The 26,327-nt window shown below is 62.5% G+C and carries 28 protein-coding genes; 15 read left to right on the top strand and 13 right to left on the bottom strand.

Annotated elements, in window-relative coordinates:
• Positions 1 to 32 precede the first annotated feature (32 nt).
• A complete protein-coding gene (locus NVV77_RS00705; RefSeq protein ID WP_295409722.1) occupies positions 33 to 647 on the bottom strand; it encodes a biotin transporter BioY in 615 nt (204 codons plus the stop codon).
• Between the two features lie 89 nt (positions 648 to 736).
• On the opposite strand from NVV77_RS00705, the gene NVV77_RS00710 reads away from it, so the two are divergent.
• Complete coding sequence (locus tag NVV77_RS00710; RefSeq protein ID WP_295409724.1) at positions 737 to 1,651, top strand: MBL fold metallo-hydrolase; 915 nt, start codon at positions 737 to 739, stop codon at positions 1,649 to 1,651.
• Here the strand turns inward: NVV77_RS00710 and aroC are convergent.
• Together aroC and NVV77_RS00720 are read right to left on the bottom strand one after the other, a co-directional pair.
• On the bottom strand, positions 1,648 to 2,763 hold the full coding sequence (gene aroC / locus NVV77_RS00715) for a chorismate synthase (RefSeq protein WP_295409726.1): 1,116 nt from the start codon (positions 2,761 to 2,763) through the stop codon (positions 1,648 to 1,650). The two genes, NVV77_RS00710 and aroC, sit on opposite strands and share 4 nt — an antisense overlap.
• Before the next feature lie 48 nt (positions 2,764 to 2,811).
• A complete protein-coding gene (locus tag NVV77_RS00720) occupies positions 2,812 to 3,459 on the bottom strand; it encodes a histidine phosphatase family protein (protein WP_295409728.1) in 648 nt (215 codons plus the stop codon).
• Between the two features lie 175 nt (positions 3,460 to 3,634).
• Here NVV77_RS00720 and NVV77_RS00725 point away from each other — a divergent pair, with 175 nt between their 5' ends.
• The 3 genes from NVV77_RS00725 (at position 3,635) to NVV77_RS00735 (ending at position 5,773) form a co-directional block, all read left to right on the top strand.
• Positions 3,635 to 4,489, top strand: coding sequence for an FAD-binding oxidoreductase (locus NVV77_RS00725; protein WP_295409730.1), 855 nt, complete (start codon positions 3,635 to 3,637; stop codon positions 4,487 to 4,489).
• Positions 4,490 to 4,503: 14 nt separating this feature from the next.
• Complete coding sequence (locus NVV77_RS00730; RefSeq protein ID WP_295409731.1) at positions 4,504 to 5,049, top strand: FAD-binding oxidoreductase; 546 nt, start codon at positions 4,504 to 4,506, stop codon at positions 5,047 to 5,049.
• A 121-nt stretch (positions 5,050 to 5,170) separates the two neighbouring features.
• The gene (locus NVV77_RS00735; RefSeq protein ID WP_295409733.1) at positions 5,171 to 5,773 is read left to right on the top strand and encodes a hemerythrin domain-containing protein; all 603 of its coding nucleotides are present in this window, start codon (positions 5,171 to 5,173) and stop codon (positions 5,771 to 5,773) included.
• Between the two features lie 139 nt (positions 5,774 to 5,912).
• Here NVV77_RS00735 and NVV77_RS00740 read toward each other — a convergent pair whose 3' ends face one another.
• Positions 5,913 to 6,659: an SOS response-associated peptidase gene (locus NVV77_RS00740; protein ID WP_295409735.1), complete on the bottom strand. Its 747-nt coding sequence runs from the start codon at positions 6,657 to 6,659 to the stop codon at positions 5,913 to 5,915.
• Between the two features lie 116 nt (positions 6,660 to 6,775).
• Here NVV77_RS00740 and NVV77_RS00745 point away from each other — a divergent pair, with 116 nt between their 5' ends.
• The 4 genes from NVV77_RS00745 (at position 6,776) to NVV77_RS00760 (ending at position 8,531) form a co-directional block, all read left to right on the top strand.
• The gene (locus tag NVV77_RS00745; RefSeq protein ID WP_295409738.1) at positions 6,776 to 7,177 is read left to right on the top strand and encodes an NUDIX domain-containing protein; all 402 of its coding nucleotides are present in this window, start codon (positions 6,776 to 6,778) and stop codon (positions 7,175 to 7,177) included.
• An 8-nt stretch (positions 7,178 to 7,185) separates the two neighbouring features.
• Positions 7,186 to 7,557, top strand: a complete 372-nt coding sequence (locus tag NVV77_RS00750; protein WP_295409740.1) for a TIGR02301 family protein — start codon at positions 7,186 to 7,188, stop codon at positions 7,555 to 7,557.
• Between the two features lie 95 nt (positions 7,558 to 7,652).
• The gene (locus tag NVV77_RS00755; protein ID WP_295409742.1) at positions 7,653 to 7,931 is read left to right on the top strand and encodes a hypothetical protein; all 279 of its coding nucleotides are present in this window, start codon (positions 7,653 to 7,655) and stop codon (positions 7,929 to 7,931) included.
• 51 nt (positions 7,932 to 7,982) lie between these two features.
• Positions 7,983 to 8,531: a hypothetical protein gene (locus NVV77_RS00760; RefSeq protein ID WP_295409744.1), complete on the top strand. Its 549-nt coding sequence runs from the start codon at positions 7,983 to 7,985 to the stop codon at positions 8,529 to 8,531.
• A 167-nt stretch (positions 8,532 to 8,698) separates the two neighbouring features.
• Here the strand turns inward: NVV77_RS00760 and NVV77_RS00765 are convergent, their stop codons facing one another.
• Positions 8,699 to 10,030, bottom strand: a complete 1,332-nt coding sequence (locus NVV77_RS00765; RefSeq protein WP_295409746.1) for a dihydroorotase — start codon at positions 10,028 to 10,030, stop codon at positions 8,699 to 8,701.
• Positions 10,031 to 10,084: 54 nt separating this feature from the next.
• On the opposite strand from NVV77_RS00765, the gene NVV77_RS00770 reads away from it, so the two are divergent.
• The 3 genes from NVV77_RS00770 to NVV77_RS00780 all read left to right on the top strand — a co-directional run bounded on the left by NVV77_RS00770 (position 10,085) and on the right by NVV77_RS00780 (position 12,374).
• A complete protein-coding gene (locus tag NVV77_RS00770; protein WP_295409748.1) occupies positions 10,085 to 10,930 on the top strand; it encodes a folate-binding protein in 846 nt (281 codons plus the stop codon).
• A 252-nt stretch (positions 10,931 to 11,182) separates the two neighbouring features.
• Positions 11,183 to 11,800 (top strand): HD family hydrolase, encoded by a 618-nt coding sequence (locus NVV77_RS00775; protein ID WP_295409750.1) that lies wholly within the window; start codon positions 11,183 to 11,185, stop codon positions 11,798 to 11,800.
• A 112-nt stretch (positions 11,801 to 11,912) separates the two neighbouring features.
• Positions 11,913 to 12,374 carry a hypothetical protein gene (locus NVV77_RS00780; RefSeq protein WP_295409752.1) on the top strand — a complete coding sequence of 154 codons (462 nt, stop codon included), beginning with the start codon at positions 11,913 to 11,915 and terminating at the stop codon, positions 12,372 to 12,374.
• On the opposite strand, the gene NVV77_RS00785 is transcribed toward NVV77_RS00780, so the two are convergent.
• From NVV77_RS00785 to NVV77_RS00795, 3 genes are all read right to left on the bottom strand, one after another.
• Positions 12,371 to 13,339, bottom strand: coding sequence for a cell wall hydrolase (locus NVV77_RS00785; RefSeq protein WP_295409755.1), 969 nt, complete (start codon positions 13,337 to 13,339; stop codon positions 12,371 to 12,373). The genes NVV77_RS00780 and NVV77_RS00785 overlap by 4 nt on opposite strands.
• A gap of 267 nt (positions 13,340 to 13,606) precedes the next feature.
• The gene (locus tag NVV77_RS00790; protein ID WP_295409757.1) at positions 13,607 to 14,167 is read right to left on the bottom strand and encodes a hypothetical protein; all 561 of its coding nucleotides are present in this window, start codon (positions 14,165 to 14,167) and stop codon (positions 13,607 to 13,609) included.
• Positions 14,168 to 14,260: 93 nt separating this feature from the next.
• Complete coding sequence (locus NVV77_RS00795; RefSeq protein WP_295409759.1) at positions 14,261 to 16,549, bottom strand: putative PEP-binding protein; 2,289 nt, start codon at positions 16,547 to 16,549, stop codon at positions 14,261 to 14,263.
• A 104-nt stretch (positions 16,550 to 16,653) separates the two neighbouring features.
• On the opposite strand from NVV77_RS00795, the gene ispH reads away from it, so the two are divergent.
• From ispH to rnhA, 3 genes are read left to right on the top strand one after another with little or no spacing between them, the layout of a single operon-like run.
• The gene (gene ispH / locus NVV77_RS00800) at positions 16,654 to 17,625 is read left to right on the top strand and encodes a 4-hydroxy-3-methylbut-2-enyl diphosphate reductase (protein WP_295409761.1); all 972 of its coding nucleotides are present in this window, start codon (positions 16,654 to 16,656) and stop codon (positions 17,623 to 17,625) included.
• Positions 17,622 to 18,140 (top strand): GNAT family N-acetyltransferase, encoded by a 519-nt coding sequence (locus tag NVV77_RS00805; protein WP_295409763.1) that lies wholly within the window; start codon positions 17,622 to 17,624, stop codon positions 18,138 to 18,140. The genes ispH and NVV77_RS00805 overlap by 4 nt, the downstream gene beginning before the upstream one ends.
• A complete protein-coding gene (gene rnhA / locus NVV77_RS00810; protein ID WP_295409764.1) occupies positions 18,137 to 18,610 on the top strand; it encodes a ribonuclease HI in 474 nt (157 codons plus the stop codon). The genes NVV77_RS00805 and rnhA overlap by 4 nt, the downstream gene beginning before the upstream one ends.
• 117 nt (positions 18,611 to 18,727) lie before the next feature.
• Here rnhA and NVV77_RS00815 read toward each other — a convergent pair whose 3' ends face one another.
• The 4 genes from NVV77_RS00815 to NVV77_RS00830 form a co-directional block, all read right to left on the bottom strand.
• Entirely contained in the window at positions 18,728 to 19,708 is a 981-nt protein-coding gene (locus NVV77_RS00815; protein WP_295409766.1) for a DUF808 domain-containing protein, read from the bottom strand.
• Positions 19,709 to 19,719: 11 nt separating this feature from the next.
• The gene (gene glyS, locus NVV77_RS00820; RefSeq protein WP_295409768.1) at positions 19,720 to 22,008 is read right to left on the bottom strand and encodes a glycine--tRNA ligase subunit beta; all 2,289 of its coding nucleotides are present in this window, start codon (positions 22,006 to 22,008) and stop codon (positions 19,720 to 19,722) included.
• Positions 22,009 to 22,101: 93 nt separating this feature from the next.
• Positions 22,102 to 23,994: a DUF2207 domain-containing protein gene (locus NVV77_RS00825; protein WP_295409770.1), complete on the bottom strand. Its 1,893-nt coding sequence runs from the start codon at positions 23,992 to 23,994 to the stop codon at positions 22,102 to 22,104.
• Between the two features lie 5 nt (positions 23,995 to 23,999).
• On the bottom strand, positions 24,000 to 24,554 hold the full coding sequence (locus NVV77_RS00830) for a LemA family protein (protein ID WP_295409772.1): 555 nt from the start codon (positions 24,552 to 24,554) through the stop codon (positions 24,000 to 24,002).
• Between the two features lie 298 nt (positions 24,555 to 24,852).
• On the opposite strand from NVV77_RS00830, the gene rnk reads away from it, so the two are divergent.
• Entirely contained in the window at positions 24,853 to 25,260 is a 408-nt protein-coding gene (gene rnk / locus NVV77_RS00835) for a nucleoside diphosphate kinase regulator (RefSeq protein WP_295409774.1), read from the top strand.
• 135 nt (positions 25,261 to 25,395) lie between these two features.
• On the opposite strand, the gene NVV77_RS00840 is transcribed toward rnk, so the two are convergent.
• The gene (locus NVV77_RS00840) at positions 25,396 to 26,298 is read right to left on the bottom strand and encodes a glycine--tRNA ligase subunit alpha (RefSeq protein ID WP_295409850.1); all 903 of its coding nucleotides are present in this window, start codon (positions 26,296 to 26,298) and stop codon (positions 25,396 to 25,398) included.
• Between the last annotated feature and the right edge of the window lie 29 nt (positions 26,299 to 26,327).

A 26,327-nucleotide genomic window follows, 5' to 3' on the forward strand; every position in this document is an offset into this window, starting at 1 on the left:
GCCAGCCCTAAAATTCGTCTCTGCAAAAAAGCTCAGCTCTTGCGGCCGAGAATGTTCCAGGCGCCGGTCACGGTCAGTGCGGCCAGAGCCATCTTCAGCACGTCCCAGACGAGGAACGGCTGCACGGCCTTGGCCCATGCCGAAGCCACGACATTGGTCTGGTCGATCCACTGTGCCTGGCCCGAGAGCAGCAGCAGCCAGGCAAAGCCCAGCGCCAGCAGCACAGCTTCACCAACCAGCATGGCGCCGAACAGCGTCATCGGCTTGGCCGAAGCGCCGCGGTCGGCGGCAAAGCCGATGATGCCGGCCATGACGAGGAAGCCGAGGAGGAAGCCGCCGGTCGGGCCCATCAGGTAGGGAAGGCCGCCGCCGGTGGCGAAAACGGGAAGACCCATGGCGCCCTGCGCCAGGTAAAGAGCAACGGTCGCGACGCCGATGCGCGCGCCGAAAGCAGCTGCAAGAGCGGCAATGGCAAGGCTCTGCAAGGTCACCGGAACCGGCCAGACCGGCACGTTGATCTTGGCAGCAATCGTGATCACCAGAGTGCCGAGCACCACAGTCGCGAGATTGGTCGCGAGCTTTGCCGCATCGGACTTGGGCTGGAAGGCGCCGAGCAGCGTATTGGGCGTGGTCAAAGTGACGGCCATTTCATACCTTTCTTGCAGAAGACACGGATGCGCTGCTGAGCGCGCCGTGTTCGGTCGACATGTTCTAGTCTGTCATTTTTGTTGGCGCAATGGCTCCGCTTTCCACCCTCACCTTCGATACCGCCTTTCGCCCCGAGATCGGTGCCGCCGTCGCGCTGGCCCCAGGCCTTACGCGCATCACCGCGCCAAACGCTTCGCCCTACACCTTCACGGGCACCAACAGTTTTCTCATTGGCAAAGACAAGGTGGCTGTGGTCGATCCCGGCCCCGAGGATGCAGCCCATCTCGAATCGCTCCACCGCGCGATCGATGGCCGCCCCCTGACCGCAATTCTCCTCACCCACACCCACCGCGACCACAGCGCCGCCGCGGCCGATCTCGCCCAGCGCTATGTCGTCCCGCTCTGGTTCGGGGGGCGACACCGCCTCTCCCGCCCCCTCCGCCGCTTCGAGCGCAATCCAATCAAGCGCTCCTGCGACTGGAATCTCATTCCCGACCGCACCCTCGTCGATGGCGAAACCATCACCGCCGGCGATATGACCGTCATAGTCCACACCACACCCGGCCACTGCGCCAATCACCTGGCCTTCGGCCTCCCCGAGGCCGACATTTTGTTATCCGGCGATCATGTCATGGGCTGGAACTCGACCCTCGTCGCTGTGCCCGACGGATCAATGGCCGATTATTTCGCCTCGCTCGAAAAAGTCATCGCCCTGCCCTACCGGCACTACCACCCCGCCCATGGCGGCCCCATTGCCAACGGCCCGGCCCATGCGGAAGCGCTTAAAGTCCACAGGCACATGCGCAATGGCCAGCTCCTCGCCGCGGTCGGCAACGGCGCAAAAACGCTCAGCGCTGTGGTGAGGGCGATCTACCCGACCCAGCCGGCAAGAATCCGCCTGGCCGCAAGGATGACCATGGCCGCCCATGTCGAATATCTGAAAGAACGCGGCGCGCTAAAGGTCAGCCGCGGCCTCTTCGGCCTGCGGCTGTCATTGCCCTAGTTCCGCTGGAAACCCACGGCGCCTTCGCGCCCGGTCTGCCCACGATGCCGCAGCATGTGATCCGCCAGCACCAACGCCATCATCGCCTCGCCCACCGGTACGGCGCGAATACCCACGCAAGGATCATGGCGCCCCTTGGTGATGATATCGACGTCTTCATTGCCCGTGGTCACCGTCTGGCGCGGCGTGATGATCGACGAGGTCGGCTTCACCGCAAAGCGGCACACAATGGGGTCGCCATTGGAAATCCCACCCAAAATCCCGCCGGCATGATTGGAGAGGAAATAGGGCTGCCCCTCACCCGCGCGCATCTGGTCGGCATTTTCAACGCCCGTCAGCGCCGCCGCCCCAAAACCATCACCGATCTCCACGGCCTTGACCGCATTGATGCTCATCATGGCCGAAGCCAGGTCCGCGCTCAGCTTGCCATAGACCGGAGCCCCCCAGCCCGCCGGCACGCCTTCAGCGACGATCTCGATGACCGCGCCCACCGAATTGCCATCCTTGCGGATGCCATCGAGATAGTCGGCCCAGAATTCAGCCGCCTTGGGATCGGCGCAGAAGAACGGGTTTTCGCCCACCTGATCCCAGTCAAAATTGTTGTAGTCGATCTTGTGCGGCCCAACCTGCACGAGGCTCGCGCGGATGGTCACCCCAGCCAGCACCTGCCGCGCCACCGCACCGGCCGCCACACGCGCCGCCGTTTCACGCGCCGAAGTGCGCCCACCGCCGCGATAGTCGCGAATGCCATACTTCTGGTCATAGGTGAAATCAGCGTGTCCCGGACGGTACTTGTCGCGGATTTCCGAATAGTCCTTGGAGCGCTGATCGGTATTTTCGATCAGCAGCGAAATCGGCGTCCCGGTCGTGCGCGGCCCATCGGTGCGCTCGTCCTCGAACACGCCCGAGAGGATTTTCACCTCGTCGTCCTCGCGCCGCTGCGTCGTATACTTGCTCTGCCCGGGCTTGCGCCGATCAAGATCGCGCTGGATGATTTCCGGCGTCAGCATAATGCCCGGCGGGCAGCCATCGACCACCACGCCAAGCGCCGGCCCATGGCTTTCACCCCAGGTGGTGAAACGGAAAAGATGCCCAAATGTATTGAAAGACATGGCGCCGCCCTTTGTTGGCTGCGGTTCTAGGTACCGGAAGGCGTCAGGTCAATCGACCGGCGCATCCCAAGTGTTTTTCGCCTTGTGCAGCGCCATCTTGCCGCCGACGAAATGGGCAATGACGCCCTGCGGAGGCGGCCAGTTCATCACCTCTTTGCGCGAGGTGCCTTCCACCAGATGCCAGAGCACCCGCAGCACGCCGCCATGAGCAACGACCACCGCGTGGTGAGTAAGCTCCCGCGCAAAATCGAGCAGGCGCACCGCCACGTCATCATAATTCTCGCCGTCCTGCGGCCGGAAATGCCAATAGCTCTCGTCCCGCTCGCCCGGCGCAAAAGCGGCCTGTTCGCGCGCGATCTCGGCATGCAGCCTGCCCTCAAAAGCTCCGAAGGAAATTTCGATCAGCCGCTTGTCGTGGATCACCGGCGGCAGTTCCACGTCAAAGGCCGCGCGCATGCGGTCCATGGTCTCCGAAGCCCGGCTCAGCGGCGAGGCGAACCAATTGAGCGACGTGGGATCAACACCCTCGCGCTGCAGCATCTCGCGCAGCAGAATGCCATTGGCATCCGCCTGCATCTGCCCCTTGCGGTTAAGCGGAATATCCTTGCTGCCCTGATAGCGCTGTTCGCGGTTCCAGTCGGTTTCGCCGTGGCGAGCGAAATAGAAATCCGGCCAATCGTGGGCAGTCATGGGCATAAACGCGCCGACCGGGCGCGACCTTCAGCTAAGAGGAATGGACGCGGCCACCCTAACCATTTTCGCTTGCGATACCAGAGGGCAAAGGCGGAAAGCTGCCATGTCCGAAAGCCTTGATCTGGAACCGCCCCCTCGCTTGTGGCACATGAGTGCCACCTGCCGTTTCGAGGTTCCCATGCCGCTTTCATCAGCCGAAATCGCCTCCGCCCTTGCCGCCATCGTCGGCGCCGATGCCGTCATCAGCGACACGAGCAAAATGAGCGCCTGGCTCAACGAACCCCGAAAGCGCTTCCACAAGACCGCCGCCGCCGTCGTCACCCCGCCCAGCGTCGAAGCGCTCCAGGCCGTCGTCCGCTGGGCCAATGCAAACCGTATCGGCCTCATTCCCCAGGGCGGCAATACCGGCCTTGTCGGCGCCCAGGTTCCGCTCTTCGGCACCGAAGTCATCGTCAGCCTCGCCCGCCTCGATCGCATGCGCTCGGTCGACACCGCCGCCGGCGTCATGACCGCCGAAGCCGGCGTCATTCTCGAAAACGCCCACAAATCAGCCGAAGCCCAAGGCGCCATGTTCCCGCTCTGGCTCGCCTCGCAAGGCTCCGCCCGCATCGGCGGCGTGCTCTCGTCAAACGCCGGTGGCGTCAACGTCCTCGCCTATGGCAACGCCCGCGAACTCACCATGGGCGTCGAAGCCGTGCTCGCCGACGGCAGGCTCTATCAGGGCCTGAACGCGCTCAAAAAAGACAATACCGGCTACGACCTCAAAGACCTGCTCGTCGGCGCCGAAGGCACCCTTGGCATCATCACCGCCGCGACCCTCAAAATCTTCCCGCTCCCCGAGGATCACGAAACCGCCCTCGTCAACGTCGCCTCTCCCGAAGCCGCGCTCGAGGTTTTCCAGTTGATGCGCCAGCGCCTCGGCAGCCGCCTCAATGCCTTCGAGCTGATCCCCCATATCGGCCTCGATTTCCAGCTCCGCCACGGCATGCTCGACGCCGACCCCACCGCCAGCCCCTCCCCTGGTACGCGCTGATCGAAGTCACCCGCATGGCCGGCACCGAACCCGGCGCCCTGCAATCCGCCCTCGAAGCGACCTTCGAAAAGTCCCTCATCTCCGACGCAGTCATCGCCGAATCCCTCGCCGACCGCACCCGCATGTGGGCGTTCCGCGAGCAGATGAGCGAGTGCCAGTCCAAGGAAGGCGCTTCCATCAAGCACGACGTCTCGGTCCCCATCGCCGCCGTCCCGGCCCTCATCGCCGAAGGCTCAGCTGCCGCCGAACGCCTCTCCCCCGGCATCCGCCCCGTCCCCTTCGGCCACATGGGCGACGGCAATATCCACTTCAACTTTTCCCAGCCCGCCGGGGCGGACTCCAAGGCCTTTATGGCGCAATATGACGAAGCCTTGCACGAGGTGATCTACGAAGTCGTGCTGAAGCTCGGCGGCTCCGTCTCAGCCGAACACGGCATCGGGCAGCTGAAGACGGACCTCCTCAAGCATGTGAAAGACCCGGTCGCGCTGGAAATGATGCGCGCCATCAAGACCGCGCTCGATCCCAATGGGATTCTCAATCCCGGGAAGATGCTCGGGTAGCGCCTTCCCTCTCTCACCGCGTCATCCCCGCGAAAGCGGGGATCTCATCTTGTACCAGAGGGATTCCCGCTTTCGCGGGAATGACATCCTGCGCGAGTCCCCATGTTACCCAGTACCCCCAATGTGCGTTCTTGCGCCGAGCCTCTCCCTGCCCCATCTCTCCGCCATGCTGCTCGACATCAAATTCCTCGACGACGCCACGCGTCCGCCCGTTCCCGTTCTGGAAAACCTCACCGCGGCCCAGCGCGCGCCCGGCCATCACCTGCGCATGATCCACGATCACCTGCGCGACAACATGGTCACGCTGGGAAAACTCATCGAGCGCGCCAATGCCCGTCAGGCCACTCTGGCCGACATCGCCGCCGAGACGGACAACATGGCCATGGTCGCCAACTATCGGCGCTTTGGTAATCTCTGCGGCCAGCACTGCGGCATCGTGAATACCCACCACACGATCGAGGACCACCACCTCTTCCCCGTGCTCGGCCAGCAAGGCCCCGCCTTCAAGGCCATCGCCGACCGCCTCACGGCCGAGCACATCGTCGTCCACGAATTGCTCGAACGTCTCGTCGCCGCCCTCAACGACCTCGCGGCGGAGCCGAGCGAAACCCGCTTTAACGACGCGCGCGAAATCTACCACGCGCTCGAACGCGTGCTGCTCTCCCACCTGGGCTGGGAAGAAGAAGCCATGGGCGATGCATTGGGTTATTTCGAGATAATGTAGGTCAGACGCCGCTTCCGATCGAACCCGACCACATCCCCTCCATCGTCACTACCGGGCTCGTCCCGGTAGTCCATGCGGAGGCGAGGTGGATTGCCGGGACAAGCCCGGCAATGACGATCGTGGTGTCTGTGCGATCGTCCTAAAACAAATCCATCTGCCCGCCACCACCGCCGGCAGCCTTCTTCACCTTCACCACCACCGGCTCCGGCTTTTCCTCGGTCACTTCCACGATCAACCCGGGATCATCATCCCGCGCCGAATTGACCCGCGTCGACACCGGATGGAATTTCAACACCCCATCCTCAAGCGGCAGCGCCATCTGCGCCGCGTCCTCGGCACGAACCTCGCGCACATTCAGCCAATCATCGATCTGCTGCCGGCCCATCAAGATCGCCGGCATCCGATCGTGCACCACCGAGAGCTGCCGATTGGCCGCCACAGTAATAGTGGCAACACTATCGACCTCCTCGCCCTCCGGCCCGCTCCAGGTCACATAAAGCCCTGCCAGCGCCATCGGCTCGCCGTCAGCGCGCGTGATGTAATAGGGGCGCTTTTTCTTGTCTGGCCCGGTGTGCCATTCATAATAACCGCTCGCCGGCACCACGCAGCGCCCATGCTTCAGCGCATCGCGAAAAGCCGGCTTTTCCCGCATGCTCTCGGCCCGCGCATTGATCAGCAGCGGAAATTCGCGCGGGTCCTTTACCCAGCGCGGCACCAGCCCCCAGCGCGCAAAATGCCCCTCGCGCCGCCCGCCCTCTTCCCAGATGGCCGCGACCGGCTGGGTCGGCGCCACATTGTACCGCGGCATCATCGGCAGCGTGTTCAGCAGCTGAAAAAGCTGCGCCATCATTTCGGGCGGCAGGGTCACCGCATAGCGTCCGCACATATTTTTCTCGCTCGATCGCGACCTCCCCCAGCCTTTGTCGGGAATGAAAGGGGGAATTGAAACTCTTTGAGGTACACTTATGGCCTCGAGTGACGAATCGCAAACCAGCTCCGGCCATGACCGACCAACCTAACGCCGCCAGTGTCGGCATCGTACGCCACGGCAAAATCCTGCTTATTAAGCGCGCCTTCGCGCCATACCAGAATCTCTGGACCTTTCCGGGTGGCCGCATGGAGCCGACTGAAACCGTCGAGCAATGCGCCATTCGCGAGGTGCAGGAAGAGCTTGGCCTCACCGTGCGCAATCCGCGCCACGTCATCACCCAGGAGCTTGGCCGCGACGGCACCTATCGCCTCGCCGTCTTCACCACGACCGACTATGTCGGCACGGTAAAACCGTCCGACGAAATCTCGGACCACAAATGGGTCGATCCCGGCATGCTGATCGCGCTCCGCACCACGTCCCGCCTCGATGACGTGATCAAAGAGTGCTTCAAGGTTCTGGGCCAAAACTGGTAAGAGGCCGCATGCGCGCTTTCCTCCGCCCCGTCATCAGCCTTGTCATGGTGCTCTGCGCCGTCGTGCCGTCCTTCGCCATCGACCCGCCCTATCAGCGGCAGATGGAGCGGCTCGCCGAGGTCATGGGCAGCCTCTACTATCTGCAGCCGCTGTGCAAAACCGGCACCGAAGACTGGCGCGCCCAGATGGCCGAGCTGATCTCGCTCGACGAGCCCGACGAAGACCGCCGCCAGCGCCTCGCCGGGGCCTTCAACACCGGCTATACCGGCTTTTCGCGGCTCCACCGCCATTGCACCCCTGCCTCGCGCGAGGCGCTGAGCCGCCTGCTCTTTGAAGCCCAGCAGCTCGCCCGCGCCATCCATACGCGCTTTGCCGAATAGGCGGGGCGGGAAAAAGCTGCAATTGCCTACCTCCCGTTAACCTTCGGCTTACTTCTGCCGCGCCAATGGACGGGGTGCGTGCTACGGGATCATGCATGAGCACCACCAAGTCAATTTTCTCGTCGGCATCTGGCCAGGGCCCGTTTGAACAGGGTCAGGCCGAGCGTCAGATTGCGCTCGAATACCTGGCCGAAGCCTGGAACGAAGCCGAGGAAGACGGGCTCGAAACCGCAGCCCTCGCCCATGCTTCGCTCTTTGCCGCGCTCGCCACTTTCGTGCGCATGCATGGCGATGAAGCGACCGCCGAGCTCATCGCGCAGCTGCCCGACCGTATCCGCACCGGCGAATACAATCTCGAGCGCATTCTCCAGTAACGAGACCGCTTGCCTAAAATCTCCCGATCCCTCTCAATGGGGCCGAGGAGATTGCCATGCACCGTCTTTTTCGCCCTTGCCGCCGTCGCCCTTTTCGCGACGCCCGCTCTTGCCCAGGATGCTGAAGTCTGGCCGGTGCCGGAGATCAGTTCCGATCTCTCCCTGCTTCCCGAACCCGTCCGCGCCAAGCGCGAAGCCCTTATCGCGGCGGCCCGCTCCGGCGATATCGAAGCCCTGCGCCCGATCATGGAAGCCCAGGAGCACCCGCCCACGGTCAGCTATGGCGGCCCCGACGACGCCGTCGCCTATCTCAAGGGCACTTCCGAAGACGAGAAAGGCCACCAGATTCTCGGCCTCCTGCTCGACCTTCTCGACCAGCCCTATGCCTATTTCCCCGATGGAGAAGGCACGACCTATTATGTCTGGCCCTATCTCGCCGAGCTCGACCTGGCGACACTGACGCCCGAGCAAACCGTCGACGCCTATCGCCTGCTCGATGCCGACCAGCTCACCGAACTGCAGGAATTGCAGGCCTGGTACTATTGGCGCGTCTTCATTAGTAACACCGGCGAATGGACAGCCTTTGTCGCGGGGGATTGAGCCGCCCCCACCCTTGATCCCTTCCCACAAGGGGGAGGGAGACGAAAGAGCCGTGTCATTGAGGCAAGCGCCTCCCTCCCCTTGATGGGGAGGGAATGAGGGTGGGGTGAAGGAGAGCCACGAAGCAGTGAACCCTTCCCTCCAGGAGGGGGGCGGGCGTGTCCTTGTCACGCTTGGGCCGGCAGCGCCTCAAGAAACCGCATCGGCTGCCCCTTGCTCGGCGTCGTCAGCTCGCCCTGCCACATCACCTTGTGCCCACGCACAATCGTGCCCACCGGCCAACCGGTCACCTCAACCCCATCATAGGGCGTCCAGCCGGCGCGGCTCTTGATCCACTCATTGGTGATGGTCTCGCGCCGCTTCATGTCGACAATGGTGAGGTCGGCATCATAGCCGACCGCAATCCGCCCCTTGCCGGCAATGCCAAACAGCCGGTTCGGCCCATGGCTCGTCATATCGACAAAGCGCTGCAGGCTCAGCTTGCCCGCATTCACATGGTCCAGCATGGTCGGCACCAGCGTCTGCACGCCGGTCATGCCCGAGTGGCTGGCGGGATAAGCATGGTCCTTTTCCTCGCGCGTATGCGGCGCATGGTCGGAGCCGAGAATATCGGCCACCCCATTTTCGACACCCTTCCAGATGCCTTCCCGATGGATCTTGTCGCGCACCGGCGGGTTCATCTGCGCATAGGTCCCGAGCCGCGTGTAAGCCGTCTCGTCCAGCGTCAAATGGTGCGGGGTCACTTCCACCGAGGCCACGTCCTTGTGGTCGGCGAGATAGACGATCTCTTCCTTGGTCGAGATATGCAGCACATGGATGCGCTTGCCGGTCTTGCGCGCCAGATTGACCAGCCGGGTCGTGCAACTCATCGCCACTTCGGGCGAGCGCCAGACCGGATGGCTCGACGGATCGCCCGGCACGCGCAGATGCTTGCGCTCTTCGAGCATATATTCGTCTTCCGAGTGAAAAGCGGCGCGGCGCGAAATCGCGCGCAGGATTGCCTCCACACCCGCATCGTCCTGCACCAGCAGCGAGCCGGTGGACGAGCCCATAAACACCTTTACGCCCGCACAGCCCGGCAGCTTTTCGAGCACAGCCAGCTCGCCGACATTCTCGTGCGTGCCGCCGATGTAAAAGGCAAAATCGCAATGCATGCGATTGGTGCCCGCCGCGATCTTGGCTTCAAACGTTTCGCGGGTCGTCGTCAGCGGATTGGTATTGGGCATTTCGAACACGCCTGTCACCCCGCCCATGACCGCGCCGAGCGAACCCGTCTCCAGGTCTTCCTTGTGCGTCAGGCCCGGCTCGCGGAAATGCACCTGCGTATCGATCACACCGGGCAGGATATGCAGGCCCTTGCAATCAACAACCTCGGCCGCATCGCCCGTGATCGTGCCGAGCGCAACGATCTTGCCGCCCTTCACCGCAATATCGGCGAGACCTTCGCCATCGTGATTGACCACCGTGGCGTTCTTGAAAATCGTGTCGTACTGCGCCATGTCTGCGGTCTCCGCTGGTTCCGGTTCAGGGCTGGTTTAGCGGAGGAAAACTCCGTGAGGCAAGGCATCATGACCATTCATCTGCGCAACGACCGCGTTGTTTTTCGCTTCTCCGGTCCCGAAGCGCATCGCCTCATCAATGATGTCGTGACCGGCGTCATGCCCACCTCCCCCGAAGAACCCGCGAGCCTTTGGGCTCTCCTCTCCCCACAGGGCAAGATTCTCGCCGAAGGCCTCGCCGGTTGGGCAGAAGACGCGCTCTGGCTCGACGTCCACCAGTCCGTTGCCGACGATTTCTTCAAGCGCATGCGCATGTACCGCCTCCGCGCCAAGGTCGAGATCGACGATCTCCGCGAAACCCACCGCCTGGGTTTTGCGACCGAAGCCTCCGACCTCTCCCACAAGGACCGCCGCGGCCCCGTCGCCCTCGGTTTTCGCATTATTGCGCCCGTCGAAGCCACGACCGACTGGTCCAGCGACGACGCCGCCTATCACGCCGCCCGCATTGCCAATGGCATCCTGCACCAAGGCAACGACTTCCCCGCCAACGACACCTTTGCCCATGACATCGGCATGGACATCCTCGACGGCATCGACTTCGTCAAAGGCTGCTATGTCGGCCAGGAAGTCGTCAGCCGCATGAAACACCGCGGCACCGCCCGCCGCCGCCCCGTCATCGTCTCCGGCATCGACGCGCCCACCGGCACCCCCGTCATCGCCGGGGGCCGCGAAGCCGGCACGATCGGCCAGGTCGTCGACGGCAAAGCCATGGCCATCCTCCGCCTCGACCGCATCACCGACATCGCCGCTGCCACGGTGGATGGCAAACCCGTCACCCTCGCCCTCCCCACCTGGGCGACGTATCAGTTCGGCGAAGCCGTCACCGAAGACGCCGAGTAGCTTCCTGCCGCACATCCCCCTCCCCAACCCTCCCCGCAAGGGGAGGGTGCCGGTTCAGTGGACAAGGCGTGATCCGTGCCAAAACTCGATGCAGCACCTCCCCCTTGACGGGGGAGGCTGGGAGGGGGTGTCGGTTTGACTGGATGTACTGGTGGAAACACCCAGACCTCCCTCACCCTTTCACCATTCCTTCTCGAATCGGACGCATCTGTTAGTGTCACCGCCAACAGTCTGCTAACGAACTCGACCCCTATGGCCCGCACAAGCTCACGTGCCTGGCAGCGCATGCTGTCGGGTCGCCGTCTCGATATTCTTGACCCCTCGCCGGTCGATGTGGAGCTGTCCGACATCGCCCACGGTTTGGCCCGCGTTGCGCGCTGGAATGGCCAAACCATTGGCGATTATCCCTTTTCCGTCGCGCAGCACTCCGTCCTCGTGCTCGAACTCTTCCGCGCCTCGAACCCCGAGGCCGCGCCCGCGCACCTTCTCCAGACGCTCCTCCACGACGCGCCCGAATATGTCATGGGCGACATCATTTCCCCCTTCAAGACGGCGATGGGCGGAAACTACAAGGACGTCGAAAACCGCCTGCTTTCAGCGATCTATCTGCGCTTCTCGCTGCCCGCGACCCAATCTGTCCCCCTGAAAAAACAGATGAAAAAAGCCGACCAGGAAGCGGCCTATTTCGAGGCCACCAGCCTTGCCGGCTTCGAACCCGCGGAAGCCATAAAATTCTTTGGCGAACCGGGCGTTGCGGCTTTCGAAATCGAGCAGTTCGACCGCCTGATCCAGCCCTGGCCGACGCGTGAAGCGCATGATCGCTTCATCGCCACTTTCGAGGCCATCGCAGAACTTATCCCCGCCCCCTGAACCCGTGTCAGAATTAACCAAGGCTTAAGGAAAGGGTCGCTTCGTCGCGTGTGCATGGTTACTGATCCGTTAATAGTGTGCGCTCGCACTGGATCAGAATGGGACGCCTGCCATGAACCTGCCGACCCTGCCCTCGCTTTTGAGCCTGATCACAGCCGCGCTCGTGCTGTCCCTCGCCCCCGCCAGCGCCGATGGCTTCGATCCGAGCAAGCTGCTCATCCTCGACGAGGAGAATGGCGTTCGTTACGAGGATTGGGTGTCCACCGACCCGCTCGACACGCAGATGATCAAGAAGATCGAGGCCGGGCGGGTGAGCTATGTCACCATCAAGCGCACGTCCACCGGCACCTATTCGAGTGACGGGATCGACTCGGCCCATGTGCAGTATCCCGGCGTCATCGAACCCGATAACCCACGGAATAATTTCAGCTTTTCAAGCTGGAACAACGGCCAGTGGACCCGCCTCAAGACCTCTAGCGGCAATTCCTACGTCTCGATTTCCAGCTACAAGACGCATCGCGGCGAGACGCGGACTTCCACCTGCATCTCGACCGCAAGCTATTGGTATTGCTAACCAAATAGCCAACCGCGCTTGAACTTGTAGAAGACGTGCAGCCCGATCTGGGTCACCTTTTCCATGCGCGGGGCCCAGGTGGGGCGCACATAGGTCGCGTGGTAGTGCGTGGCAGTGCCCACTTCGGTCAGATAGAGTTCGCCATTGAGATAGCGGTCGGCAATGTCCTCGGCCTGGACCCAGGGCTCACGCTCGCTGATCACTTCCGGAATACCGTCGCAAGCGAAGGAGAACTGGCAAGCGTTGCGCTTGTTCTGGTTCTGGAACACCACGCCGCAAATGGTATCGGGATAGCGATGATCCTTCACCCGGTTCATCACCACTTGCGCCACGGCAACCTGGCCGCGATAGGCCTCGCCACGGGCCTCAAAATAGATAGCGGTCGCCAGGCACCATTTTTCGCGGTCCGAAACCTCAACCGGTGCCGTCGTCGAATAGGCCCCGGTTACCGGCGCATTGGCGCGGGCATAGGCCAGCTGTTCCGAGGCCATGGCGGGGATCGGATCGGTCGGCGTCAGCGAGGCGGTCTGCGGCGCGATACCGGCAATGGCGTCGAGCGCCGCGGCAGTCGCCGGGTCGATTGACGCCACCGACATGCGCGGGCCCACTTCTTCGGGCGCGTCTTCAAGCTCTGCAATGCGCGACTGGCCGAGCACATTCGGATCGCCCGCCGGATCGCGCAACGAAGCAATGCGGACGCGGGCTTCCTCAAAATTCTTCGAGAAGGCAACGACATCGACGACCGGCTTGTAGCGATCGGTCTTTTCGGACCGATTGGGGCCGGTAAAGCTAATTGAATCAAACAGATGGTCGACAGAACCGGTGATGACCGGATCGGCGCCGGAATAGCTCAGGCTCGCAAGGGCAAGGTTGGGCTTTGCAGTTTGTGTCTGGGGCAGATCAGCGGACGGGCCAAAGGCGCCGCCGGCAAGGCCTGCGTAAGCAAGGGACGCAACAACGCCCAACGCCATCGTCCTGGCGACGGGCAATCCCCGGCGAACCGCTCTAGCCGCGTGCTGACGCACGACCGGCCGGTGTGGATGGGCCATAAACTCTACTCAACTCAACGCTACGCAACACGAACAAGACCGGCAAAAGTGACGCTAAAATGCCGACGATCGTGATGATCTCTGATTAAGGTTAGCGCCGAGTAAATAGGTAAACGGGCGCGCAAAGGGTCAAAGCGCGGCCATCAGAGGGCAGAAATGTGATTGGCGGATTTGTCGCAGTACCTATGTACAGGCGGCTCGCACTGGCTCCACCTGTTCAAGCACACCGGCAAGACTGAAGCGCACGGACAAGGACCGGGAATTGACTGGCGTCACCCGCGTCGTCAGGTTCTGCGCCCCTGCCAGCATATCGAGAAAAGCCAGTGTGTCGGCGGTCTTGTCGATCACCAGCGCCGTATTGCTGGCATTGACCAGCAGCGTGCGGCTGCGCGGCGATTGCAGATCGACCTGCAGGGTAATCCCCGCATCGCGCCCCAGCGCCGACATCGTGTTTCCCGCATAGGCAAAGGCCACGCTGAGGTTCCCCGCCTCGCAGGCAATGGTCATCGTCGCAGGCTGCCGCCCGCTCGGCCGCGCCGGGATAAGTTGTTCGGACTCAAAGCTCACGCTCAGCGCCTCGGTCGCCCCGGCGCCATCGCGAAAGATCGCGTCATAACAGGCAAGACGCTCGCTATCGCCGCCGATGGCAGCGCATTGCGCCCCGGACTGAGCAAAGGCCGGGGCCGCAAACATGGCGCCAAGCATAGTCAGCGTCGCGAAACCCCTGATCCCAATCACCAGCATTATCCCCCCATTAGTCTCGCTAGTCTTTTGTCACGTTCTTATATCGTGACCAATGCCCGCGATTAAAATGGCTTCATGGAAAAGTGTGGCGCGTCAGGTTGCCGCTTGCGCCAGCGTCAGCCGCGCCACCGGCACGCGGTAGGGCGCACAGCTGACATAGTCGACCCCAAGCCCCGAGAAGAATTTCAGCGATACCGGATCGCCTGCATGCTCCCCGCAAATGCCGATCTTCAGCCGTGGATTGGCCGCCCTGCCCCGCTGGATGGCAATGGAGATCATCTCGCCCACGCCCTTCTCGTCGATGGTGACGAAAGGGTCGCGCTCATAAATGCCCTTGCGCTGATAGACAGTGAGGAAGGTCGGCGCATCGTCGCGCGAAATGCCAAAGGTCGTCTGCGTCAGATCGTTCGTCCCGAAGGAGATGAAATCGACCATGCCGGCAATATCCCCGGCCCGAAGGCAAGCGCGCGGCAGTTCGATCATCGTCCCGAATGAGAATTTCACCTTTTCCGATTTCAAGAGGCCCGAATTGGCGACGATGGCCATGGTGCGTTCGCGCACCCAGGCGACCTCGCTGGCCGTCGACACGAAGGGAACCATCACTTCCACCGGGATCGGCTTGTTCAGCCGCTCACTGGCCTCCCGCGCCCCGGCAATCACCGCCTGCATCTGCATCTGCAGGATTTCGGGATAGGTGATGGCCAAACGCACACCGCGATGCCCAAGCATCGGGTTCACCTCGGCAATGCGCTCAAGCCGCAGGCGCAGCGCCCGTACCGCCACGCCAAGCGACGCCGCCGTTTCCTCGATCTCTTCATCGTTACGAGGCAAGAATTCATGCAGCGGCGGATCAAAGAGCCGCACCGTCACCGGCAGCCCCCCCATCACCGAGAACAGCGCCGAATAGTCGCCGGTCTGGAAATCAACGAGGCCATTCACTGCAAGGCTGCGCGCCTCCTCGTCTTCGGAGAGGATCATGCGTCGCAAAGCCACGAGGCGCTCGGGCGAGAAGAACATGTGCTCGGACCGCGCGAGGCCAATGCCCTCCGCACCGAAGCTCAAGGCGGTGGCAGCGGACTCAACCGTTTCCACATTGGTACGAACGGCAATCGACCGGCTGGCATCGGACCAGCCGAGCAGCGTGCCGATATTGCCGCCAATATGGGGCTGGGCCAGCGGCAGCGTGCCGAGATAGACCGAACCATCGCTGCCATCGATGGTGAGCCGATCGCCCGGCCGCAGCTCGCGCGAACCGATGCGGCAAACCATCTCCACCGTATCAACCGACAGCGTGCGCACGCCGGCGACGCAAGGCTTGCCCGTAATACGCGCAATCACACCGGCATGGCTGGTCATGCCGCCGCGGGCGGTGAGAATGCCCGTCGCCGCCTTCATGCCCTCGATGTCGGCCGGCCCGGTCTCGTTGACCACCAGAATGCAGTGCTTGCCGCGAGCGCGCAGCCGCGCCGCATCCTCGGCAGAGAACGTAATAATGCCGCTCGCCGCGCCGGGCGAAACCCCAAGGCCCGTAGCGATCGGGGTGACATCCTCGGTCGACTTGATGCGCGGATGCAGCAATTGCGGCAGGCGATTGGGATCGACGCGGCTGACGGCATGGTGCGGCGACCAGATCTTGTTCTGCACGCGATCGACAGCCGCCTCGAGCTCCGCCGCAGCCGAAGCCTGCACTGGCCGGGCCGAGAGGAACTGCACCTTGCCGCGATGGATGGCGACGAGGCAGGCCATGTGCCGCCCGGCCTTGGCATCGAGCAGCGAAATCAGCGAGCCGATGGATTCGGGCAGGCGCGGCAAAGCAGCACCGTTGAGCGGCGCCGGCCCCAACGCGCCCGTCGCCGCATTGCGGGTCAGAAACTGCTCAAGCTCACCCTCTGCCGTCGCCTGAATCAGCACGATCTGCCGGGCGCGGTCATCTTCGCCGCGGAAATTCGCCCAACCACCCTGCGAAAAACCATAGCTTTCAAAGGCCTGCTTGATGGCCTTGGCCAGCGGCCTTGTCGGGTCGACGGAATCCTCGGGCGCCGTCGGCGCGGCTATGCCGGTGCGCGCCGGCTGCAACCCGCTATTGTGGCTGGCGGCCGACGTGCGCACAACTAGCATGGGCGCCTTGCCATCCTTGGCCACGAGCTTGAAGAGGCAAGCGATCCAATGGGTCCGCAGTCGCGCATCGAGCCGGGTCCGCTCGGCCTGCAGTGCCTCCCAGGCGGCACGCGTGATCGCGATGGTCGGAACCGTCGGAAAACCGGCCTCGCCGACGCGGAAAATCCAGCGGGCCTTGCCGGCCAGCAGCTTCAATTGGGCGGCGGTGAGGTTTGCCTTCCCCTCGGCAGGGGCAATCGCAAACATTTCCTGCGCAAGACTCACCGTAAAACCGTCCCTGACATCATTGTGACCTCATACTGCCTCAGGCTTCGGTGCGGCTGCAACAGCACTTGACTTGGCCCGAAGCGGAAAGCATCTGATCTCTCATGGAAAAACGGCCACACCTCGACATTCTGTTATGCGCGCCGCGCGGATTCTGCGCAGGCGTCGATCGCGCCATCCAGATCGTGGAGCTGGCGCTGCAGAAATACGGCGCTCCCGTCTATGTGCGCCATGCCATCGTGCATAATAAATACGTGGTGGAAGGGCTTAAGGCCAAGGGCGCGGTCTTTGTCGAAGAGCTCGACGAGATCCCCGAGACCGAAGCCCCGGTGGTGTTTTCGGCCCATGGCGTGCCCAAAAGCGTGCCGGCCGATGCCAAATCGCGAAATATGTTCTTCCTCGATGCCACCTGCCCGCTCGTGAGCAAGGTGCATGTGGAAGCCTCGCGCCACTTCGACGAAGGCCACGAAATCGTTCTTATTGGTCATGCCGGTCACCCCGAAGTGATCGGCACGATGGGCCAGTTGCCCGAAGGCGCCGTCACGCTCATCGAGACCGTGGCCGACGCCAATGTCTTCACGCCCAAAAAACCCGAGACGCTCGCTTTCGTGACGCAGACAACGCTCAGCGTCGATGACACGCGCGAAATCGTCGCGGCGCTGCGTGCGCGCTTCCCGTCCATCAACGGACCGCACAAGGAAGACATCTGCTACGCCACCACCAATCGCCAGGAATCGATCAAGGCCGTGGCGCCGCTGGTGGACGCGATGATCGTTGTCGGTTCGCCGCATTCGTCCAATTCGCAGCGCCTTGTCGAAGTGGCCCTCCGCAGCGGCTGCAAGGTCGCGACCCTCGTCGACCGCGCCAGCGAAATCGACTGGTCGCTCTATGGCGATATCAAGTCCCTCGGCGTCAGCGCCGGTGCCTCGGCGCCGGAAAGCCTCGTCGAAGAAGTGATCGACGCCTTTGCCGCACGTTATGACGTTGCGGTCGAGACCAAGACCACGGCCGAAGAAAACATCGCCTTCAACATCCCCAAAGTGCTGCGCAATCTCGAAGTGGCCTCGGGGCGATGATCCCACTCCACGCGCTGGAGACTGACCGGCTGCGGCTCGTGCCCTGGCGCGACGACCTTGTCGATCCGCTCTGGGCCATGCATGCCAATCCCGAGGTCGCGCGCTATCTCGATGCGCAGGGCCGCGTCTATGACAGAGCCAAGGCCGTCGAGCGTATCGCCGGCTGGCGCCTCGAATATGCCGATCACGGCATCGGCAAGTTTGCCATCGAGCGAAAGAGCGACGGCGCCTTTATCGGGCGCGCCGGCTTTTCGCCCTTCGAAGGCGAGCCGGAAATCGGCTATTCGCTGGCCCCAGAGCACTGGAACCAGGGCTATGCCAGCGAGATCGCGCTGGGCCTCCGCAACTGGTTCTTCGCCAATCGCCCCGAAAACCATTTCATCGGTTTTGCCCATATGCAAAACGCTGCCTCGCGGCGCGTGCTTGAAAAGATCGGCATGATCGAGACACATCAGGGAAACGTGGCCGACATGCCGCATCAGTTCTACATCCTGCGCCGGGGGCCAAGCGCATGAGCACTTCCGTCATCATCCACACCGACGGCGCCTGTTCGGGCAATCCCGGCCCCGGCGGCTGGGGCGCCATTTTGCAGTTCGGCCAGCACCGCAAGGAGCTCAAGGGCGGCGAGGCGCTGACCACGAACAACAAGATGGAGCTGACCGCCGCCATCGAGGCGCTCAACGCCCTCTCCCGCCCCTGCGCGGTCGAACTTCACACCGACAGCCAATATGTGAAGAACGGCGTCCAGAGCTGGATTCACGGCTGGAAGAAAAACGGCTGGAAAACAGCCGACAAGAAGCCGGTGAAAAATGTCGAACTCTGGCAGGCGCTCGACGAAGCCACCAAGCGCCACCAGATTTCCTGGCACTGGGTCAAGGGCCACGCCGGCGACGAACTTAACGAACGCGCCGACGAACTGGCCCGCGAAGGCATGGCGCCCTTCAAGCAGAAGAAGGCGCCCGAGAGCTTTGCGCCGCCGTTCTGACGGCCACACCCGCCTCAAAAGCTCGATGTCATCCCCGCGAAAGCGGGGATCTCTGTTTCGGGCGCATGAAGAGAGATTCCCGCTTTCGCGGGAATGACGTCGTGACTGGCGAGACGCCTAAGCCCGCTTCGGCAGCAAGCCCTTGATCGCCTTCAAGCTCGGCGCAATGACATAGCCCGCCACCGGGATCAGCAGCGCGCCGAGGATCAGGCCGATAAAGAAGTCCACGAAGGCCGTCGCGAACCAGCCGGCAAACCCGGCAATGGCCGGGAAAGTGTGCTCAGCCCAATGAGCCGCCGTTTCGATGACGATTTCCGGTCCGGTAAAGCCGAACTCATAGAGACCATGCGCCACGATTGAGCCACCAACCCAGGTCATCGCCGCGGTACCGACAATGCTCAACACCTGCATGAAATAGGGCATGCCGACCACAAGTCCGCGGCCAAAGCCACGACCGACCGGCGTGCGGCCATTGCGGGCCATGAACACCCCGAAATCGTCGCCTTTGACGATCAGCGCCACGGCCCCATAGACGATCACCGTGATACCGACACCGGCCACCGCCAAAATGGCGGCGCGGGTCCAGAAATCGGGCACTTCGATGGCCGCAAGGATAATGGTCATGATCTCGGCCGAAAGAATAAAATCGGTCTGGATCGCGCCGGCGACCTTCTTGTCCTCAAGGCTCTGCGGATTGAGCGCAGCCGGCTCCAACGAGGCCTCATGATGCTCGGCTTCATGCGGGGCGAGCATATGGAAAATCTTCTCGGCGCCTTCATAGCAAAGGTAGGCACCGCCGATCATCAGCAGCGGCGTGATCAGCCAGGGCGCAAAAAAGCTCAGCAGCAGCGCCGCCGGCAGCAGGAACAGCAGCTTGTTCTTGACCGAGCCCCAGGCAATCTTGCCCACGATGGGCAATTCGCGATCGGCGGTAAAACCCTGCACGTAGTTCGGGGTCACCGCCGCATCGTCGATGACAGCCCCAGCCGCCTTGACCCCGGCCTTGGCCGCCTGTCCGGCCACGTCATCCAGCGACGCGGCCGCGACCTTCACGAGGCCGGCCACATCATCAAGCAAAGCAAGAAGGCCGACGCTCATCTTTTGTTTCCTTAACCGGCGACTTTGCCGAAATCGGCCACGAGATGCATGGTGTCGCGCAGCCGCGCGAGCAGGTTCAGGCGATTGGTACGCACGGCCGGATCGGCATCGTTGACGAGCACGGCCGTAAAGAACGCATCCACCGGCGCGCGGAGCGTGGCCAACTCGCCCATGGCGCCCTTGTAGTCGTCCTTGCCAACGTGGCTCGCGACAGAAGCGTGGACAGCATCAACGGCAAATGCCAACGCCTCTTCCTCGGCCAGCTTCAGCGCCGCCTGATCGACCGCGCCGGCATAGGATTTTCCATCCTTCTTCTCTTCGGCCGCCAGGATATTGGCAGCACGGCGATAGCCGGCGAGAAGGTTCTTGCCATCGTCGCTCGACAGCAGGCTAGACAGCGCCTCGGCCCGCTGGGTGATCTGCAGGATGTCATTGCTCTCGGCGGAGATAACGGCATCGACCAGATCATGCCGCGCACCAGCATCGCGCAGCGACACCTTTAAGCGGTCATGGAAGAAAGCGAGAAGGCCACTGCAAATAGATACTGTTGAAACAAAAGTGCCAATGACATCGGCATCTGCGACGCTGCTCTTGAACCCCACGGTGCCGGACGTATCGTGTTTCTCGTCGTCTCGGACCACATAGAAGTCTGCGGAATCCGGAACGGAGGTTTTGAACCGACCGTCTTCAGTAAAAGCGGCGGTGATGGTCACAAGTCCCACATCCCCGTCGTCAAAATACACGAGAAGATTGCCTCGCTGCATGCCAAGAATAGTCAGATGATATGCTTTGCGCAGTAGATCTGTTAGAGACAAACTGAGCCCGTTCTCGGTGACGATACGGATCACACCAAGCGCCGCACGACGCAGCGCGAAGGGGTCACGCGAGCCGGTCGGCTTTTCGTCGATCGACCAGAAACTCGACAGCACGTTGAGCTTGTCGGCCAGCGCCACGGCGATGGAAACGGGCTCGGTCGGCACGCGGTCCGAGGGACCGACGGGCTTATAGTGCAGCTCCAGCGCATTAGCGATTTCCGCCGGCTCGCCCTGCGCCGTCGCGTAGTAGCGCCCCATCAGCCCCTGCAATTCCGGGAATTCGCCGACCATGCCGGTGACGAGATCGGCCTTGGCGAGCATGGCGGCACGCTTGGTCTTTTCGACATCGGCGCCCACGAGCGGCGCGATTTCGGCCGCGAGTTTCACCAGCCGTTCGACCATGGCGAACTGCGTGCCGAGCTTGGCGTGGAACACCATGTCTTCGAGCTTGGGCAGGCCGTGCTCGAGAGGAATGGCGAGGTCGCCCTGATAGAAGAAGGCGGCGTCCGACAGGCGCGCGCGGATAACACGCTCATTGCCGGCCACAACCACCGCGCCGCCATCAGACGGAATGGTGTTGGCGGTGATGATGAAATTCGGCGCCAGTTTCCCAGAGGCATCGCGCAGGCAGAAACACTTCTGGTTGGCGCGAATGGTGGCAATGATGACTTCTTCGGGAAGCTTCAGGAATTCGGGATCGAACGACCCCACCATCACATTGGGCCACTCGACGAGACCGGCCACCTCTTCCAGCAGGCCCTCGTCATGAATGACGGTCAGCCCCTGCGCGAAGGCAAGCTGGTCGGCATCGCCGCGGATGATGTCCTTGCGGCGATCGATATCGAGCACGACCTTGGCGCGCTCAAGCGCAGTCACATAGTCGTCGAAGCGCTTTACGCGGATGGCAGCGGGCGCCAGGAAGCGATGGCCGAACGTCGTCTGGCCCGCTTCGATCTGGTTGGATGCGAAGGGCACGACGACCGGCTCATCATTGTCGGTGCCAAAAGTCGCGGTGATGGCGCGCAGCGGACGCACCCAGTTGAAATTGCCCGAGCCCCAGCGCATCGACTTGGCCCAGGGGAAATCCGTCAGAATTTTCGGCAGGATGCCCGAAAGCAGTTCCACCGCATCGGCGCCCGGCTTGTTGATCACGGCGACATAAAAGTCGCCCTTCTTGGGATCGCTCTCGACCTTGGCCTCTTCGAGCGAAGAGAGCCCCGCCGAACGCAGGAAGCCATCGATGGCCGGTTGCGGCGCACCAACCTTGGGGCCCTTCTTTTCCTCGCGCGTATCGGGCGAGCGCACCGGCAGGCCCGATACGGTCAGCGCCAGGCGGCGCGGCGTCGCAAAGGCGCGGGCGCCCTCATAGACGAGACCCGCATCGACCAGGGCATTGGTCACGGCTTTCTTGAGGTCTTCGGCAGCGCGCCGCTGGAAGCGGGCGGGAATTTCCTCGGAGAAGAGTTCGAGCAGGAGTTCGGGCATGAGGGGCAACCGGATTTCGAAGGCGTAGGGGTGATTAGCGTGGCGCGGCGGGCCTGTCCACATGGACGAGGCAGAGGAGCGGAAGAATTGGCACTACCAGCCGCCGCCACCGCCACCGCCGCCGCCACCGCCCGATGAGCCGCCGCCCGATGAGCCCGAGGAACTCGCCTGCACTGGCTGGGCCGCAACCATGGCCGCGGCCATGCCGGAACTGGCCGCTGCCACGGCCGATGTCAGCGAACCAGACGAAAAACTGCGGCCCGAATACCAGTTGGGACGATAGTCACTACCGACATCGCTGACGGCATTGCGCGCCAGCTCACCTTCAAAATGCTCGGTCCAGGGCTTTTCCACGCCCATGGCGATGGCATAGGGCAGAATGCGCTCAAAGCGCTCCACCGTCATCGGCGGCTCGCCCGACATGTTGAGCCGGTTCTTCTCCGCCGTTTCGAGATAGAGCTTGAACCCTTCGATCTCGTCCATGACTTTGCGGCCCTGAATGGTCGGCGCCCGCATCAGCGCGGCAAAGATCAGGCTGATCAGGATCAGCGAACCCGCTGCGACGGCGGCGGAGTTGATGGTGACCGAGGAAAAGCTCTCGATCAGCCCGCCGCCCATGTTGAAGGCGATGATGCCGCCCCACAATATCACCAGGAAAAGCCGCATCCCGCCCTGGTTCAGGAAGCTGAAGACCACCGAGCCGATGATGCCGACGACGATGCCCCCAATGAAGGCACCAAAAAGCCAGACGGGCTCAAGCACGTCGAAAAACACCATGGCGCCCATCATGGCAAAGGCCAGGAAAAAGCTCAGGATCACATAGCCCGCATTGTGGTTGAACCAGACCTTTCGGTTCTCCCGCTCGATAGCCGAGGTGAATTCGCCACGCTTGGTCGCCAGCGTCGGCCCGGTCGACTTGTTGACCGTTACCCTGCCCTTCTCTGCGAAATAACGATAAAGCACTTCCTCGCCGACCGGCAGCTTTTCCTCGACCGGCTTGCCCGTCACGCTCACAGCCAGCGTATCGGCAATATTGCTGATCTTGACGAGGCCACGCACGCCCAGATTGAAGATCGCGGCGGTAAAGGCCTGCCAGCCGGATTGGGAAAAACCCCAGTTCTGCACATAGTGCGTCAGGCCCGGCGAAAAATCCTTGGGCGGGTGGAAGAGCGGAATAATCGTACCCTTGGGCGGATCGCGCCCCACGCGCCACCAGGCCGAGAGATTGTAGGCAAGCAGCAGCAGCACCGAGAGCACCGGCAGCCAGACCTCGCGCAGGTCCGACGCCGATTGCATCAGCGCATCAAACCCGGCGGGATAGGCGATGAGGCCCTTCTGGAACGAGACCGCAAAGGTCATGCCCTCCCCGGCCCCCAGCGCGCGCTGCGTCCTGAAGGTCGCTTCGGTGTCGGAATTGCGCGTGATGGTCACCGCCTGTTCGGTGGAACCGGCGACACCGGTATAGGCGGAAAGATCAGAGATCACCGCGCCGTCGGGCAAGGTCACCCGCGCCACCGATTTCAGGATCGGAAAGTCCCAATAATTGCCGGTGGCATTCCAATAGAGCTCGTCATGGTCGGCAAAGCTGCGCGCCATGCGTTCCATCACATAGGTAATCACATAGCGATGCTCGCCCACGGCAATGAGCCGCTCGGAATTGCCGATCCAGATGCGCTGGAAATTGCCCATGCGCTCGACGCGAAAATCCTCGGCCGCCCCCTGCCGCGTCACCGACTCGACCTCGAGCCCCACCCTGATCTTGTTGCCCGAAGGCCCCAGCATGACGATGGGAATATCGCGATAAATCCCGCGCCGGATCTGGTTGCCCTCGGCACGAATATCCACGGTCTCGATCACCCGCACCGACCCGTCCGTGCGCAGCGTCACGTCCGAAGCAAAGGCGCGAATTTCCTCGCGCGCCGCCGCTGGCAAGGCCAGGGCGAGCACGCAGGCAAGGGCGAGAAGCAGTCTGCCGAGGGCCTTCATGGCTATTAGAACTTTACGTTCGGAACCTGCCGGTCGGCCTCGTTCTCAAGCTCGAAGTACTGCGCCTTGATGAACTTGAAGGCATTGGCGATGAAGTTCGAGGGGAAGGATTCGACCTGGATATTGAGGTTGCGCACCGCGCCATTGTAGTAGCGGCGCGACATCTGGATTTCGTCTTCCACCGTCTGCAGCGCTTCCTGAAACTCAAGAAACGTCGTGTTCGCCTTGAGGTCGGGATAGGCCTCGGCCGTCGCAATCAGGCGACCGAGCGCGGACGACAGCTGGCCTTCGGCCGCGGCGCGTTGCTCTGGCGTGCCATTGGCAGCGGCGGTCGCCGCAGCACGGGCGTTGGTGACGGCCTCGAGCGTCTCGCGCTCGTGGGTCATATAGCCCTTAACGGTTTCGAGCATATTGGGGATAAGGTCGGTGCGGCGCTTTAATTGCACGTCGATGCCCGACCATCCCTCCTCAACCATCTGCCGGTTCTTCACCAGTCCGTTGTAGATAGCAATGGCATAGCCGGCGGCACCAACCACCAGCGCAAGAATGACCCATTCCATAGGCGCGTCCCTCAAAGCGTTCCGGCCGGACACTGGCAGTTTGCTCAAAGCCTTGCAATGGGCGCGGACAAGCCGGGCTTGACTTCCCCGGCGCAATCCCTAGCTTTGTGTTATGAGCAAATCGCGCCACATCCATAGCTGCACTATCCTTCTCGCAGAATAGACACCCTAGGCATGCGCGCGCCGGAGCCTGCTTAGGGTTCAGGCACTTTCGCCACCCGGCTCCCTCTTCTCCACATTGAACAGCGCTTCGGCTGCCGCGTCTTCACGCCGGCCGGAGCCCATCAGGACACTTACTATGAACGATATTCGCAGAGATCTTGCGCCCGCCATCACCCTTGGCCAGGCCGATCATGCCAAACTCAACGCGCTCGCCATGGCCGGCCTCGCGCGCATGCCCGATCTTGCCGACCGCCTGCTCGAAGAGCTTGAACGCGCCAAGGTGATTGCCGACGAAAAACTGCCCGAAGGCGTCGTCCGCATGGGCTCGTCGATCACCTATGTCACTAATGCTGACAAGGAACAGACGGTCACGCTGGTTTACCCAGCCGACGCCGACATCGAGGCTGGCCGCATTTCGGTGATGACGCCGATCGGCACCGCATTGATCGGCCTCAAGGCCGGCCAGTCCATCACCTGGCGCGACCGCGCCGACAAGCGCCACAAGCTGACGGTGGTCTCCGTGCTGGCGCCGCAGCCGGCATAGGCCAGGGCACGCCTCCCGTTGTTCCCACCGCGTCATTCCCGCGAAAGCGGGAATCTCCTTGCGCAGAAACAGAGATTCCCGCTTTCGCGGGAATAACACCGTGTGTTTTGAAGCGACCTGGAAGTCCGAACTGACCTATTCCGCGCCGCCGCCTGCGGTCTGCAGCCAGGCTTCGCCGCAGGCCTTGGCCAGCTCGCGAATGCGCAGGATATAGCTCTGGCGCTCGGTGACCGAGATCACGCCGCGCGCATCGAGCATGTTGAAATTGTGCGAGGCCTTGACGACCTGCTCATAGGCCGGGATGGCCATGGTCTGGCGATTGCCCTCTGCACCCTTGGCAAGGATCGCGCGGCATTCCTTTTCCGCGTCCTCGAAGTGGCGGAACAGGATTTCGGTGTCCGAAGCCTCGAAATTGTACTTCGACTGTTCCTGCTCGTTCTGCAGGAAGACGTCGCCATAGGTGACCTTCTCGTCGCCTTCACGGCCATTGAAGTTGAGGTCGTAGACGTTCTCGACGCCCTGCACATACATGGCGAGGCGTTCGAGCCCATAGGTGATTTCCCCCGGCACCGGCGAGCATTCAAAGCCGGCCACCTGCTGGAAATAGGTGAACTGGGAAACTTCCATGCCGTCGCACCAGCATTCCCAGCCCAGACCCCAGGCGCCCAGCGTCGGGCTTTCCCAATCGTCTTCGACGAAGCGGATATCGTGCAGCGAGGCATCGAGCCCGATCGCGGCCAGCGAGTCCAAATAGAGCTGCTGGATATTGTCCGGCGAGGGCTTCAGGATCACCTGGAACTGATAATAGTGCTGCAGGCGGTTGGGGTTCTCGCCATAGCGTCCGTCCTTGGGGCGGCGCGAAGGCTGCACATAGGCGGCCTTCCAGGGTTTTGGCCCAAGCGCACGCAAAGTCGTCGCGGTATGGAAGGTACCGGCGCCCATCTGCATGTCATAGGGCTGGAGAATGACACAACCCTGCTCGGCCCAGAAATTCTGGAGCGTCAGGATCAGACCCTGGAAGGAATTCTTCGGGTCCATGTGAGCGGGGCGAGAGGTCATGTCAGCGG

The organism is Devosia sp. (genome assembly GCF_024707125.1).
GTDB lineage: Bacteria > Pseudomonadota > Alphaproteobacteria > Rhizobiales > Devosiaceae > Devosia.